This is a genomic window from Flavobacterium granuli, from assembly GCF_900129705.1.
Lineage (GTDB): Bacteria > Bacteroidota > Bacteroidia > Flavobacteriales > Flavobacteriaceae > Flavobacterium > Flavobacterium granuli.
In genome coordinates, this window is sequence record NZ_FQWO01000005.1 from 10,852 (window position 1) to 26,804 (window position 15,953).

11 protein-coding genes are annotated in these 15,953 nt (G+C 37.7%); 6 read left to right on the top strand and 5 right to left on the bottom strand.

The features are described from left to right. The first annotated feature begins 52 nt into the window (after positions 1-52). From BUB25_RS08210 to BUB25_RS08220, 3 genes are read left to right on the top strand one after another with little or no spacing between them, the layout of a single operon-like run. Positions 53-3,067 (top strand): SusC/RagA family TonB-linked outer membrane protein, encoded by a 3,015-nt coding sequence (locus BUB25_RS08210; RefSeq protein ID WP_072942856.1) that lies wholly within the window; start codon positions 53-55, stop codon positions 3,065-3,067. A gap of 11 nt (positions 3,068-3,078) precedes the next feature. Beyond that, on the top strand, positions 3,079-4,455 hold the full coding sequence (locus BUB25_RS08215; RefSeq protein ID WP_072942858.1) for a RagB/SusD family nutrient uptake outer membrane protein: 1,377 nt from the start codon (positions 3,079-3,081) through the stop codon (positions 4,453-4,455). Further along, the gene (locus BUB25_RS08220; RefSeq protein ID WP_084089469.1) at positions 4,442-7,030 is read left to right on the top strand and encodes a S9 family peptidase; all 2,589 of its coding nucleotides are present in this window, start codon (positions 4,442-4,444) and stop codon (positions 7,028-7,030) included. The genes BUB25_RS08215 and BUB25_RS08220 overlap by 14 nt, the downstream gene beginning before the upstream one ends. 33 nt (positions 7,031-7,063) lie before the next feature. On the opposite strand, the gene BUB25_RS08225 is transcribed toward BUB25_RS08220, so the two are convergent. From BUB25_RS08225 to BUB25_RS08235, 3 genes are all read right to left on the bottom strand, one after another. Then, positions 7,064-7,342 carry a DUF6520 family protein gene (locus BUB25_RS08225; protein WP_072942862.1) on the bottom strand — a complete coding sequence of 93 codons (279 nt, stop codon included), beginning with the start codon at positions 7,340-7,342 and terminating at the stop codon, positions 7,064-7,066. 79 nt (positions 7,343-7,421) lie between these two features. Further along, entirely contained in the window at positions 7,422-8,921 is a 1,500-nt protein-coding gene (locus BUB25_RS08230) for a DoxX family protein (RefSeq protein WP_072942864.1), read from the bottom strand. A 106-nt stretch (positions 8,922-9,027) separates the two neighbouring features. Further along, positions 9,028-9,975, bottom strand: a complete 948-nt coding sequence (locus BUB25_RS08235) for a helix-turn-helix domain-containing protein (RefSeq protein ID WP_139256892.1) — start codon at positions 9,973-9,975, stop codon at positions 9,028-9,030. Positions 9,976-10,277: 302 nt separating this feature from the next. Between BUB25_RS08235 and BUB25_RS16580 the strand changes: the two genes are divergently transcribed. From BUB25_RS16580 to BUB25_RS08250, 3 genes are all read left to right on the top strand, one after another. Continuing rightward, complete coding sequence (locus BUB25_RS16580) at positions 10,278-10,469, top strand: hypothetical protein (protein WP_170066889.1); 192 nt, start codon at positions 10,278-10,280, stop codon at positions 10,467-10,469. 335 nt (positions 10,470-10,804) lie between these two features. After that, entirely contained in the window at positions 10,805-11,254 is a 450-nt protein-coding gene (locus tag BUB25_RS08245; RefSeq protein ID WP_072942868.1) for an SRPBCC family protein, read from the top strand. Between the two features lie 56 nt (positions 11,255-11,310). Next, the gene (locus BUB25_RS08250) at positions 11,311-12,129 is read left to right on the top strand and encodes an HAEPLYID family protein (RefSeq protein WP_084089471.1); all 819 of its coding nucleotides are present in this window, start codon (positions 11,311-11,313) and stop codon (positions 12,127-12,129) included. Between the two features lie 350 nt (positions 12,130-12,479). Here the strand turns inward: BUB25_RS08250 and BUB25_RS08255 are convergent, their stop codons facing one another. Further along, a complete protein-coding gene (locus BUB25_RS08255; RefSeq protein WP_072942870.1) occupies positions 12,480-15,017 on the bottom strand; it encodes a TonB-dependent receptor plug domain-containing protein in 2,538 nt (845 codons plus the stop codon). Beyond that, positions 15,004-15,918 carry a FecR family protein gene (locus tag BUB25_RS08260; protein ID WP_072942882.1) on the bottom strand — a complete coding sequence of 305 codons (915 nt, stop codon included), beginning with the start codon at positions 15,916-15,918 and terminating at the stop codon, positions 15,004-15,006. Before BUB25_RS08260 ends, BUB25_RS08255 begins: the two co-directional genes overlap by 14 nt. Positions 15,919-15,953 lie beyond the last annotated feature (35 nt).

Sequence of the window (15,953 nt, forward strand, 5' to 3'; positions counted from 1 at the left end):
TAGAGGACTATCGCAAAACAAAACTAACGTTTCATTAAACTAAACCAATATTATGCAAAATTATTCATTAAACAAGAAATTGGGAGCACTTTGGCATCTAATCCTTATCGGGATTATCCTAAGTAGCACCCCAGCCTTAGCAAAGAAACGCCTGAGGCCACAGCTGTCTGAACGACAGCAAAACCAAATAAGCGGTATCATAACCGATGGCAGAACCCCCTTGCCGGGCGTCACCATCGCCATAAAAAACCGGATCAACTACGCCGTCCTATCCGACTTTGATGGCAAATACAGCCTCATAGCCAAAGCCAATGATACCTTAGTCGTGAGCTACATAGGCTATAAAACAGCCATAATCCCCATAAACTACCGCAAAAACATCCACATCCAATTGCAGGAAGACATCACCTCCTTACAGGAAGTCCGCATCAATGCCGGCTACTATTCCGTCAAAGAAAAAGAGCGCACCGGAAGTATCGCCCGCATCACGGCTAAGGATATTGAAAAGCAACCAGTCACTAATGTGCTTGCCGCTATGCAAGGCAGGATGGCGGGGGTGAATATTACGCAAACCAGTGGTGTGCCGGGAAGCGGTTTCGAGATACAAATTCGTGGGAGAAACAGTTTACGTACCGATGGAAACAGTCCTTTATATATTGTAGATGGGATGCCGTTGGGTACAGAGAGCCTAGGGAATAGCTCTTTCCTGTCTGGTTCCATCTTGCCTGGCGCAGGAGTAAATACGTTGAGCTCCTTGAATCCTGCCGATATAGAAAGCATTGAAGTATTGAAAGATGCCGATGCCACAGCTATTTACGGTTCAAGAGGAGCCAATGGAGTGGTGTTGATAACGACTAAAAAAGCAAAGGGAGGTAAAACGACCTTTACCACCAATACTTTTTCGGGCGTAGGACAAATTGCTCGACGATTAAAGCTGTTGAATACAGAGCAATACTTAAACATGCGAAGACAAGCTTTTAAAAATGATGGGGTAACAACTTATCCAGCTAATGTTCATGACATTAATGGTAATTGGGATCAAAATCGTTACACCGATTGGCAAAAGGAATTGATTGGCAACACCTCTCGGCATCGGCAAATTGATGTGGGCTTACAAGGTGGTTCGGAATCGACAAAGTTACTGTTGAAGATGACAAACTATAACGAAATATCAGTATTTCATGGTGATTTTGAATATAAAAAAACAGCTTTTCAGTTTTCAGGCAATCACCGTTCGGAGAATCAAAAGTTTCAGTTAGACCTTTCGATGCAATATGTATTGGATCAAAATGATTTACCTGGTTCAGATTTAACGTTGGACGCCATTAATCTGGCTCCTAATGCTCCGGCTCTGTATGATAATGGAGGCAATTTGAATTGGGAAAACTCGACTTTTGTGAATCCAATACAAAAAATAAAAGAAGAATACTTAGCAAAAACTGATTTTTTAAATGCGGGAGGTTCTTTTGCTTATCGTTTTTTTCCAAGTCTTGAATTCAAAACTATGGCAGGTTTTACAGATAGTCGATTGCTGGAGACCAAAATAGCACCTTCTACAATGTATAATCCTGCATTAGGGTTAGATAACAGTTCCTTTTCTTTTTTACTTCAAAACAAAGGCTATCAGCAATCTTGGAGTTTAGAACCTCAATTACATTGGAATAAAGCATTTGTCAATAGCACATTAAATGTTTTGGTTGGTGCAACTTTTCAGGAGCGTACATTTGGAACACAAGCCTTACGAGCGTTCGGTTTTGCTAACAACAGATTGATCTATAATATGGCTGCCGCCAACACGATCACGATTTTTAATAATGACAATAGTGTGTATAGATACAATGCTGTTTTTGGACGTGTTAACTATACCTATCGCAATAAGTACATTATTAATTTAACTGGACGACGCGATGGCTCAAGCCGTTTTGGTCCTGGTAAGCAATTTGCCAATTTTGGTGCTGTGGGTATGGCTTGGTTGTTTGGGAAAGAGACACTTGTAGAGCAACTTTTACCATCGTTGAGTTTTGGCAAATTGCGGAGCAGTTATGGGAGCACTGGAAGTGATCAAATTGGGGATTACCAATTTTTGGATACCTTCAGTTCTACTGGTTTGCCATATCAGGGCATTATTGGCCTGCAACCCACTCGTTTGTTTAATCCAAATTTTAGTTGGGAACGCAATACAAAGTTTGAAGCCGCTTTAGAACTAGGCTTTTTTAACGATCGCGTTATGCTCACCACGGCTTATTTTAAAAATAAATCGGACAATCAATTAGTTGGTATTCCACTACCGGGCACTACAGGATTTGCATCAATTCAATCTAATTTTCCTGCGGAAGTAGAAAATAAAGGTATTGAATTGGAATGGCATTCTAAGATTATTGCCAAGACCAATTTTTCATGGAACACTTCCTTTAACCTTACTTTTCCTAAAAATAAATTGGTCTCTTTTCCTGATTTAGCCGGTTCTACTTATGCAAATCAATATGTTGTAGGCGAACCATTAAGCATAAGGATGGTGTATCACTACACAGGAATGAATACTCAGACTGGTCTATATGAATTTGAAGATTACAATAAAGATGGTCTAATTCGTTCTGCTGAGGACCGAAAAATGCTAATAAACACTACACCCGAATTTTTTGGTGGTCTGCAAAATAGCTTTACATATAAAAACTGGCAGTTCGATTTTCTATTACAGTTTGTAAAACAAATTGCACCTAACTTTAATAATTTTAAATCAATGCCAGGACTCTCGGTGAATCAATCGGTGGATGTTTTGAACGAATCTCAACCATTTAGTGCAGGATTTAATTCACAAGCCTCAAATGCGTATTCATTTTATAGAAACAGTGATGCTGCTTTTGGTGATGCGTCTTTTGTTCGGTTAAAAAACATTGCGTTGACTTATACCTTGCCAACCCTTTCTGGATGGGACTGTAAACTTTATTTACAGGGACAAAATATATTAACCTTCACTAAATATAAAGGACTAGATCCTGAAAATTACTCGGGTGTACGTATTCCTCCATTACGCGTACTTACACTAGGTACCCAATTAACTTTTTAAAAAATACACTTATGAAAAATACTAAAATATATTATCTATTATTTTGTTTTGTTGTTAGCCTCAGTTCATGCGAAGAATTTGTTTCCGTAGAGGTACCCGGCTCGCAATTGTCTGGAGAAATTGTTTTTGAAGATTACAAAACAGCGGAAGCTGTATTGCTAAATGTTTATACAAAAATGAATAATAATGTAATGGTGTGCGGTGACGGCAATGGCATTTCTGTTTTACTAGGTAATTATACTGACGAATTAAAGTGCTATGGTTTAAATATTCCAGAATTAATGTTTTATCAAAACGAATTGGCAACTATAAATCCAACGATTCAATCGCTATGGCGCAACACGTATAATTTGATTTATTCATTAAATACCGTGATTGAGGGGGTTGAAAATTCTGTATCACTTAAACAGCATGATAGAGACCGTTTACTGGGGGAAGCATTATTTGTTCGCGCATATCTACATTTTTATTTAAATGAACTTTTTGGAGAAATACCCTATGTAACATCTACTGATTATCGGATAAACACAAGTATTGGAAAACAAACGAATGAAGCATTATTTTCACTCTTAGAAGATGATTTACTTCGTTCGGAAAGTTTACTGACGGACAACTATACAGGTATTCATCGCGTCAGACCAAATAAGAGTACAGTATTAGCATTACAAGCGCGATTGTATTTGTATCATGAGAAATGGGAATTAGCCAAACAAAAGGCTAGTATGGTGATTAACAATTCGGTTTTATATTCGTTGGTGATGGATATAAATGCTGTTTTTTTACGAAACAGTCCTGGAACAATTTGGCAACTGATGTCGGCTCCTGAAGGTAAAAACACCTTGGATGCAAAGAGTTTTATCTTTAAGACAGTTCCTCCTCCTTCAAGAGCGTTGCAAGAAGGATTGGTAAATAAATTTGAGATTAACGACTTGCGGGGAATTAATTGGGTGAAGAGTGTTTCGAATAGCTCGCGTACTTTTTACCACGCTTTTAAATATAAATTGAATAACGACACTAGTACTTCGATGGAATATTCAATACAGTTTCGTTTGGAAGAAATGTATTTGATTCGTGCGGAAGCCAATGCCGAATTGAATCTATTGGATTTAAGTGCTGCAGATTTAAATAGCATTCGAAACAAAGCGGGATTGGCAAACACTACAGCCTTAACCAAAGATGAACTATTGACTGCGATTTTAAAAGAACGTCAATTGGAGTTTTTTACTGAATTAGGGCATCGCTTTTTTGATTTAAAACGCAGGGGGGGCTTGGATTCGGTTTTGTCTGGTGTAAAACCGGGATGGAATACATCAGATGTTTTGTTTCCTTTGCCTGAAAATGAATTGTTATTGAACCCTAATTTGTTACCACAAAATGATGGGCATTAATTATAATACAAAATTTAAGCAGCTCGTATGGGTTTCGGTTTTCTTTTTGGTTCAGCATGCCTTTGCACAGGATAAAAAAACTTTGACCGCTTCTGATTATGAACGTTGGTATCACCTTTATCAATACACTTTATCTTCTGATGAAAAGTGGGTGAATTATAGCATGCATCATCCTAAAGGCAAAGATACACTTGTATTACACAACGTTGATACTGCTAGTAAGCAAATTATAGTAGGCGGTACACAAGGCAGTTTTGCACCAAAATCGGATTGGTTTGTTTTTCTTCGCAATCAGCAGTTGTGTTATCAGCAGTTAAAAACTGGAATTCACGATTCTATTGAAGGGGTAGATTCCTTTTTATTCTCGAAGGGAGGTGCCTATTTGATTGGTGAACGAAAAAAAGAAAGGGAACTGACTTTGTTTCATTTGGCGAGCAAGAAGCTACAGGTGATTTCGTCGGTTGAAACATATATACTTTCGCCGGATAGCACACAACTAGCTTTGGTATTACATAAGGATGGGCAAAGGATATTAAGTATTTTTCCTTTTACCAGATCCAAAGTGGTGTATGAAGTGGCTTCGTTTAGCGAAAATATTTCGGGACTCACGTGGAATTACAAAGGGAATGGGGTAGCTTTTTTTGAAACTGTTCCACCATCAGAGAGCAGTGACACTGCACACCGGGTGCATTATTTGCAGTTTAAAACGAAACAGTTACCAAAGGTTGACCAGCTAAATAGTGAACAAGTTACGGATGGGTATGAGCTTCCTTTTTCGCGATTGTTTTTTTCGAGGGATGATGAACAATTATTTTTTGATGTAAAGCAAATCCGTAAGCCATTAGATACAAAAAAAGGTAGTGCCGTGGTATGGTCTTACGGTGCTAAAGTGTTGCCTTCTTCTGCTGAAAGCGGTTTGGTTCATCCGTATTTGATGTGTTGGCATTTGAAAACCAATCGCTCTATTTTAATGAATAAGGAAGCCCATTCGATTACTGTTCCAACCACGACAGGAAAACATGCTTTGATGGTTGAAAAGTCTCCTTATTTACCTCATTTTGAGCATAACGGTATCTATGCTGATCTTTATGTTCTGGATTTACAAACGGGTAGAAAAAAATTAATTGTTAAAAAAATAAGCCATCAAAAAAATCACATTATTGTTTCTCCACATGGGAAATACATCACATGGTTTACAAACAACAACTGGTGGCTTTATGATATTGCGACAGATAAAAAACGCTGTTTAACCTGTTCTATCTCTTCCAATTTTGAAAACATGGAACATGATTATCCAGGTGATCAGTATCCCAATGATAAGCCCTATTGGTCTACAAACGATCAATACCTTTTATTAAGTGACTATTATGATTTATGGATGTTTTCAGCTGATGGTAAGATTAGTAAACGGTTAACCGAAGGGCATCTTTCTAAGTCCAAGTATAGGTTGTTTGATCAACAATTAACTAAAAATGCGAGAGCTTATTTTCTCCTTTACACTACTAGAACTTATCCTTTTGAAAAAGGGCTGATCTTTAAAGACGTGAATACCTATACACTTGAGGAAGGTTTTAGTTTCTATCAACAGGATAAAGCGGTTAAGCGAATCTTTTATTCTGCTGATCGAATTAATTCCATTTCTAAAAAAAATAGTACTTATTTGTTTGTCTTGAGTGATTTTGATAAATCAGCTGAACTCATGATTCAGCACGCCAATCAAAATAAAGCTGACGTGATTCAAAGTACTAATGAACTACAAAAGGAGTATCATTGGGGTAAGTCCGAATTAATTCACTATACGATTAACGGTGTTCCTCTCAAGGGAGCATTATTCTATCCAGCAAATTATCAAAGTGAGACAACTTATCCGATGATTGTAAATATTTATGAAAGGAATTCTTCATTACTTCGTAAATATGTTGCTCCATCACTACACAATTACATTGGTTTTAATGTCACAAATTATACGACGGCAGGTTATTTTGTATTGATGCCGGATATTGCGTATACCGTTAATAAGCCAGGTCAATCGGCTTTGGAGTGTGTATTGGCGGCGGTGGACAAGACGCTTGCAACCGTATCGGTTGATAAGGATAACATCGGACTTTTTGGACATTCGTTTGGGGGGTTTGAAGTAAGTTATATCGCTGCGAAAACCCAACGATTTAAAACAATAGTTTCTGGTTCAGGTTGGCATGATCTAGTAGGAACCTATTTGGGTACAGATGATTCAAATAGTTCAAATATCTGGCGTTTTGATACCCAACAATTACGTATTACAGAACCATATTTTACTAAAACCTTTTGGGATAATTCTCCTGTTATGCATGCTTATCAAATTAATACTCCCTTGTTGTTGTGGAGCGGTACAAACGATTTGCGGGTAAATTGGAAAAACAGTGTCAGCATGCAACTTGCTTTGTGGCGATTGAAAAAAGAGAGTACCTTACTGCTCTATGATAAGGAAGGACATGTTTTGGAAGACCCATCCAATCAAAAAGATCTAACTTTAAAGATAATGGAGTGGTTTGATTATTATTTAAAGGCATCAATCAAACCTAAGTGGTGCGACTGAAAAAAAGGGGGCATTTAAAGCCCCCTTCATTTTTTAGTTTGGTGTTCGAGTTAGCGTCTTGTCACATGTAAAATCAGAAGGATTGTACTTTCCTTTTACTTGACGTTCAACGGTTCCATCCATTATTGTACAGATTTCTCCTCCAAGATTTTCACAGGTCTCTTCAATTTGACAAGGTAGCGGATGGTCAACCCATCCAATCTCTGCAACAGCAGAAGTCGCTTTACCTTCATTTTGAAAGGCAAATGCACTCGTTATTGCAACAACCATTAGCAATAACGGCAAAACGGATTTTAAATTCATTGTTTTCATGATTAAAAAAATTAAAGTGATGATCTACTCTATTGTACAGGTTTTCGATCTTCCCCTGCGATACCGGCCGATATCAGTTTTATTTATATTCTAAAGGGTTAAACCTTTCTTTTCTAAATCTTCCCACCACGAGATACTTTTTGGTTAAACCGACAATTATATCATCATATACTTTAAAGCTTTTGATTTCTTCGCCTTTGTAATTATAGAAGTAAAAACTAAATTGGTAGCTGTTGTTATTCAGTTGATACACATCAATGATAGAAGCGTCTTTTAGCATTTGTGCACGGTCGTATTTTCCTAATCGCTTTGATTTGATGTAGAGATAATTTCCGGCTGTTGTAGCGTAGGTGTTGATTTTTTCAGGTTGTGTTGCAAATTTCTTTTCCCGACCTTCATTTAGATAAGCAAATTTTAAATCCACTTGTTGAAGTGTATCTATAGTTTTTCCTTTTACAATACTGTCTAATGTTGGTTTGGTTAACAGGTATTGATTTCGGTAATAATAGGTATATAAGGTAGTTTTCAATTTTGGGTTGTAGCTTAAAACCCCATCGGTATCAAACACGCCATCGATTTGCTTTTCAAGAATATCAGTAGCTTTTTGTACTAACGTATTGTTGTGGATATCAATCAAGGCTAAATAATTTTCTCCAGTTTTAGGATGGAGCGCACGAACCGTAAAATTAGAGCTGTCAATCACTTCATAGGTTGAAAATTTAGTTGTGCCATTGTAAATAGGTACGCCTTTCCAATCTTTGGTCGAGCCTCTGTAGATAACAGCTATGGTGCCGTCTGCAAAATAATAATAGCCGTCTTTTACCCGAACTTGAGCCGTGGCAAACTTGAAGTTGTGATTGTCTTGATTTAAACGATATGCGTTTTGATGGGTTAGATTAGTATCTACTTCCAAAATGTGTTTTGGTGCTGAATTATTGCCCAGGTATATTTTTCCGTTGGTATAGCCGGCAAGATAAAAGGAATTGTGTTCTAGTGAAATCCCTTTTAGCATTTTAACGGGACTATGTGGAATACGACGGCTGAAGCCGTTGTTGTGATGCATTTTGTTTTCAGATAAACGGAATAAGACTATGACTAGGACAATTCCCACCACTGCAAGCAAGCAGACTTGTATAGCAGTTTTTTTTGGATGCTGATGGGGTTTACTCGCTATAAAAATACCTAACAGAGCGAAGACAATAAAGACGATATTAAAAATTAGGTGTTGGTTCCAACTCATTTTTTCAAGTACACCTCCACAAGAACAAGGCACAAAGGAACTATAATTTAGGATGATGTAGATGTAGGCTGTAAACATAACCATCAAACTAAAAGAGGCAAAGAGTCCTGCAAGACGGTATTTTGGGAAAATTAATAATAAGGAAATCAATAACTCCGTCATGGGCACTCCCCAGGATACCCATCCGGCAAACGCACTCAACAAAGGTGATTGTCCCAGCTGCACCTGAAAATTTTCAAAATCCAGCAGTTTATTCACTGCGGCATAGGTAAATAGCACAATAAACAAATAGCTTATAATGTCGATGTAGTTTTGTCTTATGTTCGTCTTGATTTTCATTTCCTTAGATTTTATAGTACAAAATTCTATAATATAAAATGCTATTAGTATACAAATCAGTATTTTAACTATACAAAAAGGAAGAGGTCGTAAAAAAAGTCATTTTTTACTCTGATGGACGGCTTAAATCACTTGGGGCATATCCAAAATGCTTTTTAAATGCCCTGTAAAAGTTGTGGTATAGGCTGAAGCCACACATAAAAGCAATTTCCTTCAGAGGGATTCTTGTTTGCTGAATGAGGAATTGGGATTTTTTAAGCCGCTCCATATTGTAGAAGCTGTAGACGCTTGTATTGTAATATTTTCGAAAGCCCGTCTTGAGCTTGTACTCTTCAGAGGCTAAGAGGACTGCCAAATTTTTCAGGCTCGGAAGCGGCTCATCCAAATGGTCCAAAATATAGCTGTGCAGTTTTTGTAGGGCCAGCATTTCGCTCTCATTCTTTATAGTGTGAGCCAGCTGTTCACTGTTGAAATACTCGGGCTCTTCCGGTGAAATGGCTATGGAAGTAATCACGATGATATTGCTATGATGCAGTCTTGAAACGATGCAGAAGGAGGGAAGCAGCTGTTGTTCTCGGTTTAGAAATAGCAGCTGTGATCTGGCGTCAAGAACGCGGTCTGATCTCAGTCGCCGCTTTAAATCTTTCCAGCTGCTCATAGATTGGGAGGCAATCAGTTTTTTAAACTTGGTGTCAACAAGTTCTTCAGGCTTGTATTTTAAAAGCTGTACTACATATTCATTGAAGCCTTGCAGGACATGGCTCTCGCTCAGAACAAATACCGGATGACACATAGTGCGGAATTGATGATGGGAGCCAAAATGAGCTGTCCCCAAAACCACAGCCTGAATTTTGGTGGCAATCTTATTCAGTTTTTTTTCAATCTTTTCTATTTCGTCCCCTTCGCCGCTTTCCACAATCCGAAATACCAGATTACCGGATGCCATTTGAAATAGCATCTGGTAAATAATCCTTATACGCCCTTGTGTTTGTTGATTTTCCATTTGATATAAACTGAGAAATTCATTATTCCATAGCAATACAGTATAGTCCATTGACCGTCCACCGTTGTCAGTCCATCGTCCACCGTCCACCGTTCACCGAAAACTGATAACTGATAACCCACAACTCATCCCGATAACTATCGGGGCCCACAACCCACAGTCATCCTGAGCTTGCCGAAGGACACAACCCACAACCCACAACCCACAACCCAGAACCCACAACCCACAACCCACAACCCACAACCCACAACCCACAACCCACAACCCACAACCGACATCTCACGTCTCACGTCTCACGATTCACAACTCACGATTCACGTCTCACAACACCGATAAAAATACTAAATATAAAGATGTCAAATCATGAGCATAGTTATCCAATCGGGAGTATTACTTATCCAATCGGGAGTATTTTGCTATTATTAACCGTTTTGCAGATAATCACCATCAATCGTTGTCCGTCCACCGATCCCCAAAACCCAAAACCCAAAACCCAAAACCCAAAACCCAAAACCCAAAACCCAAAACCCAAAACCCATAACTGATAACCCACAACCGATAACCGACAACCGACAACCCACATCTCACGTCTCACAACTCACGTCTCACGTCTCACAACTCACGTCTCACAACTCACGTCTCACAACCCACAACCCCAAAAGTGTCAAATCGGGAGTATTAGTAGTCAAAAAGGGATTATCTGCATAATAACCATTAATCGTTGTCCGTCCACCGTCTACCGATCCCCAAAACCCAAAACCGATAACCGACAACCCACAACCCATAACCGACAACCGACAAAACATTCAATATTATTTTTTATCTTTAATGTTTCAAGTAAGCCTCATTAATGAATAATCACTAATCCAAAATCAATAATATGGAAAATAATAGCGTTTCATTACACCGAGTACTTAAAGCCGAACCCGAGAAAATTTATCGTGCGTTTACTGATGCAAATGCGATGGCATCATGGATTCCCCCTTATGGCTTTTTATGTGTTGTTCACAGTATGGATGTAAAAATAGGAGGGAACTACAGCATGTCTTTTATTAATTTTTCTACAGGAAATGGACACTCCTTTGGCGGAACATATAGGGAATTGAAGCCAAATGAATTTATTAAATATACAGACAAATTTGATGACCCGAATTTGCCTGGCGAAATGATCACTTCAGTTTGGCTCAAAAAGCTGTCTTGCGGTACTGAACTTAAAATTACTCAAGAAGGAATCCCTTCGGCTATACCAACAGAAATGTGTTATTTAGGTTGGCAGGAATCATTAGAGAAATTGGCAAAATTAGTGGAACCCCAAATTCCGGATGCCTAAGTGCTCCAAAACCCACAACTCACGACTCACAACTCACGACTCACAGCCTACATAAGATGAAAAAAATCACATCATTGAATCGCCAAATAATCATTATAATAGCAATAGTATTGACGTCCATTGTTCAGGCGCAGACCAAACCTACGCCAATTAAGCTGGAAAAAGTCAAACATATTGAGCCGCTTTATATAGATTTAGTTAGAGACCTTGGAGCCCGAAAAGGCGAGAAAGAACTTAATGTTGCAGGAGATTTTATCAATTCTAAGACCTATAGTGAATATGCGGTTTTAGCTGAATACGAATTTGCACCCATCAACCGCTTGGGACTCGAAATTGAAACTGATTTTTCGTTCTATAAACAAATAAGCGATGTAAAAGATATACCAAAAAACAAACTGGACAATCTTAGATTATCTGCCCAATACTCATTTTACGTTTCAACAAAATACAGTACAACTCTGGCTATTGGTTACACACAAGTTTTTGAATTTACGGATTTCAAAAATTATGACCGCCAGCAACTGATCACCGGTACAATATACAGTCCGTTTTTTGTTGCTGCCAAACGCTGGGGAAGTAATTTCCACACTTTAATCTTGGCAGGGCCTCTATTAAAACACACTTTTCATACAGAATATACAAATGTGAATTGGCAGTTTAATACATCCCTTGCTTATGCTATTCCTAATACATCGCATTTTGTAGGAATTGAATTCAACAAAGCATTAGTCGATGGTAAATTTGAAATGACAATGCGTCCGCAGAGCAAAATACAGATTAATCATGTTTTGGCCTTGGGACTTGTATTAGGATTTCCCTTAACTAAAAGTGAAGAGAAATTTAGCTCCTTCTTTAGAGTGATATATGAATTATAATAATTCTGGGCGCAATCTAACAGCTAATGGAAGCTTAAAAGGGGAGTGCTCTCAATCATCATCTTACAGGGCTCACATCCCACAACTCACGTTTCACGATTCACGATTCACATCTCACAACTCACAACAGACAACTCACAACAGACAACTCACAACAGACAACTCACAACAGACAACTCACATCTCACAACTCACATCTCACAACTCACATCTCACGATTCACGTCTCACGATTCACGTCTCACGACTCACATCCCACAACTCACAACCGACAACTCACATCTCACGATTCACAACTCACGACTCACGATTCACGATTCACATCTCACATCAAAGCGAAGACCGTAAATATTAAAAATTCACTCTAAAACTTATATTTGGCGTTAAGCCAAGCGATTTGTTATCTACCTGAATAGCATCATTCCTGTCATTTGGATTCACTTTGTAATACCTATTGATAACATTATCTTGATTGCTAAGATTAATTACACCGGCAGTAAACGAAGCTTTAATAGATTCCGACAGATTGAAATTATAATTTAAAGAAGCATCTAAACGCATGAAACTGTCCAGATTTTCATGGTTTGGCAAATCATAGTTTACCAAGGTATTATTTCCGTTTTGTATGGTTTCCTTAGCTTCAATTGGTTTTGTATACGGCTGACCATTTCTCCAAATGCCACCAACAGCTATTTTTAGATTTTTTAGAATATTGAAATAAAAACCAACAGAAACAGAATGCCTAATATCTGCATTATTTGGAAAAGTAGGAGGGATGAACGTTTCAAATTCATAGTCGTTTCTACTAAACGTATAACTGACCCAAACGCTATATTGACGCGCGGTTTTATTGGCCAGAAATTCTAAACCTCGGGCAGTGTAACTTCCATTGGCGTTAGTATACTGAAAACTGTTATAGAAACCCTGATTAGAAGCTGTAATGCCATCAACAATTTTATAAAAAGCCGTAGCCTCAATATTTAGTTTGTCTTTATTGAATTCGACACCAAAAGAGCCTTGTTTGCTCGTTGCAATAGGTATGTCTTTATCGGTTACTAAAACCCAACGTCTTTTTTCGACACCTAAGAAATCATCTTCAAAATCTACTATTTGAGTACTAGATTGATTTTTGAATTCCCCTTCTAATTTTAAAGCAAATTGATCTGATAATTTCTGTCTGATGTTTATTCTTGGCTCGACCAAAAGCTTTTCGAATTTTTGAAAATAATTCAAACGCATTCCCACTCTCAAATAGCTATTGTTTTTATTGTATTCCACCTCAGAAAATAAGGCATGGTTCAACAAAACATCTTTTTTGGTACTGGAGTAAAACGGAGCACTAACGGTGGTTTGGTTCAACATCCCCGTTTCATTGAATTGGTACCCAAACAAGAAATTTAAGTGGTCATTCGTTTTGTAATGGGTATTGAATTTAACTCCGGTTTCCAGCACCTCATTGGCTTCGGTCAAGCGCTGATCCGTTTCCACTCTGTAATCGTTAGCATCAATATTGTATCTGGAAAAGTAAGTGATGAAGTTTGAACTTAATTTCGGATTCCATTGCGCTTTCCAATTTCCTCCGTAACCCATGTTTTTCTGGGATAAAGCACTGCTTTTAGATTGGGTTTCATTTGAATTTGTAATGCGGCTTTCTGAATAATCCAAAGCGTTATTGATGCCAATAATAGTCGCTCTGAATTGATGTTTTTCATTCAAATCAAAAAGTAATTTAGCGGTATAATCATAAAAGTAAAAATCAGATGATGTATCATGCTGGTCGCTATCAGAATTGATTTCAGTGTCCTGAAAACTACGGTCAAAATATTTACTGTAGCTAGGAGATTTGAACAAATCAGTAACGGAACGGCGTCCCGAAATATGAAGTTCTAATTTTTTAGTTATTGGAATTTCTAAAAAAGCATCGGCGCTGATGGAGTTAATTCCTGCGCCACCGGAAAAGTTATTGGTCACCAAATCTTTCGTGTACATATTAATCGTACTGGAAACGCCATCGCTGTATTCAGCACTTGTTCCGTTTTTACTGACGATAACCTTATCGGTAAGATTGGGATTGTATGCCGATATTAACCCAAAAAAATGACCGGAATGATACATTTTAATATTATCCCAAAGCACTAAATTCTGATCGTTAGTTCCGCCGCGTACGTTGATATTAGCGATGCTTTCATTGGTACTTTCCACACCGGGAAGCGCTTGAACAGATTGCAAAATGTCAGGTTCTATTAATCCGGGAAGAATACCGAATTTTTTAGTGTTTAAAACAGTGCTTCCATCCAGGTATTTTTGTAATCCGGGCGTCAAATATACATCGATCAAAACCTGATTCAACTCTTCGTTTTTTGTGGAAAGAATGATTTCCTTGCAATTATTTTGTGCAGAAAACAATTCGTTAGCCGAAAACTGTCTGGACTCAAAGCCCACATAAGAAACAGTAAGCCTGGCATTGATTGGAATATTTGTTAAGCTAAATTTACCATTTTTATCTGTGATGGTACTTCTTCCAATATCATTTACAAGGACTGAAGCGCCAACTAAACGAGATTTTTTCTCATCGGATAAAACAATGCCACAAACCGATATTGTTTTGTTTAGCAACGAAACGGTAACATAGCGATCGTCTAAAGCCTTGAAATTTAAAAGCGTTTTCGAGTTCAGATAAGCAATTGTTTCTTGTAATGTAAAAGAGGCATTCGGTTTGTCAATTGTAATGCTGGCTACATCTTCAACGGCATACGAAAACTTAATATTGAATTGTTTTTCGAGGGAAATAATAAGCTCACTTAAAGCTGTTTTTTTAGTTGTATTTTGTCCATAACAAATACTGCCAATACAAACTAACAGACAAATCAGCCATTTATTGAACTCCATAGTTGTAAAATATAATGGTTTTGCCTTGAATCCTGTAGCTTAATTGAAGCGGAATTGTAACCGCCTGAAGCGCTATTTCTTTGTTAGTATGTGTAAAACTTCCCGTAAAGAGTTTTGAAGTGTCCACGCCTTCCGCCTTAATTTTTATATCGTATTGACGCTCTAATTCTGCAATAACCTGATCCAAAGGAATCTTATTAAAGCTCGATTCCTGTTGAAGCCACGAAGGGTTTTGGGCATAAAAATCTTCAACATTTTCGATAATGCCATTGATAACCCGGAAGCTTTTTCCTGGAGCTAATTTAATAGTTTTGTTATTATAAGTCACGCTCACCAAACCTTCATAACAATTAACTTCAAAATAGTTTTTGCGTTCTTTTACGTTAAATTGCGTTCCTAAAACGCGAACGACTCCTGCGGCGGTGTTTACACTAAAGGTTTGACCTTTCTGCACTTTGAAAAAAGCTTCTCCTTCTAAGGTCAAAGCTCTTTTATCAGCCCATTTTTTTTCGTTAAAACTTAATTTCGAGGCGGAGTTTAATATCACTTTAGAATTATCCGGAAGTCTAACTGTTTTTGTTTGCGCTATTTGAGTTTCAAAAGAGCTAATGTTATTAAAAAACAAGAAATAAGCAGAGCTTAACAGAACAACCAGAATAGCGGCAACCCTATAGAATGTCTTAAAGTTTAAAGTTCTGACTTTTGTTTTCTTTTTAGAATGGTTTCTGGCTGTAAAAGCTTCCAAAGCAGCATGGGCATCTACTTTTGGAGTTTCCAGTTGTGATGCATAATGAGCAATCTTTTCAAGTGTTTGCAAATCTTCAGATTGTTTCAAAACTTCTATTTCTTTACTTGAAAGTTCATTATTGAACCATTTTAATATCTCTTTCTCGTTTTTCATTTTATATGGCTATGTTTATAAGACAACTAACTCTT

Coding starts and splice junctions, on each gene's coding strand:
- BUB25_RS16580 (WP_170066889.1), top strand. CDS start 10,278: ATGTCAAATCATGAGCATAGTTATCCAATCGGGAGTATTACTTATCCA.
- BUB25_RS08225 (WP_072942862.1), bottom strand. CDS start 7,342: ATGAAAACAATGAATTTAAAATCCGTTTTGCCGTTATTGCTAATGGTT.
- BUB25_RS08230 (WP_072942864.1), bottom strand. CDS start 8,921: ATGAAAATCAAGACGAACATAAGACAAAACTACATCGACATTATAAGC.
- BUB25_RS08255 (WP_072942870.1), bottom strand. CDS start 15,017: ATGGAGTTCAATAAATGGCTGATTTGTCTGTTAGTTTGTATTGGCAGT.
- BUB25_RS08210 (WP_072942856.1), top strand. CDS start 53: ATGCAAAATTATTCATTAAACAAGAAATTGGGAGCACTTTGGCATCTA.
- BUB25_RS08245 (WP_072942868.1), top strand. CDS start 10,805: ATGGAAAATAATAGCGTTTCATTACACCGAGTACTTAAAGCCGAACCC.
- BUB25_RS08215 (WP_072942858.1), top strand. CDS start 3,079: ATGAAAAATACTAAAATATATTATCTATTATTTTGTTTTGTTGTTAGC.
- BUB25_RS08250 (WP_084089471.1), top strand. CDS start 11,311: ATGAAAAAAATCACATCATTGAATCGCCAAATAATCATTATAATAGCA.
- BUB25_RS08235 (WP_139256892.1), bottom strand. CDS start 9,975: ATGGACTATACTGTATTGCTATGGAATAATGAATTTCTCAGTTTATAT.
- BUB25_RS08260 (WP_072942882.1), bottom strand. CDS start 15,918: ATGAAAAACGAGAAAGAGATATTAAAATGGTTCAATAATGAACTTTCA.
- BUB25_RS08220 (WP_084089469.1), top strand. CDS start 4,442: ATGATGGGCATTAATTATAATACAAAATTTAAGCAGCTCGTATGGGTT.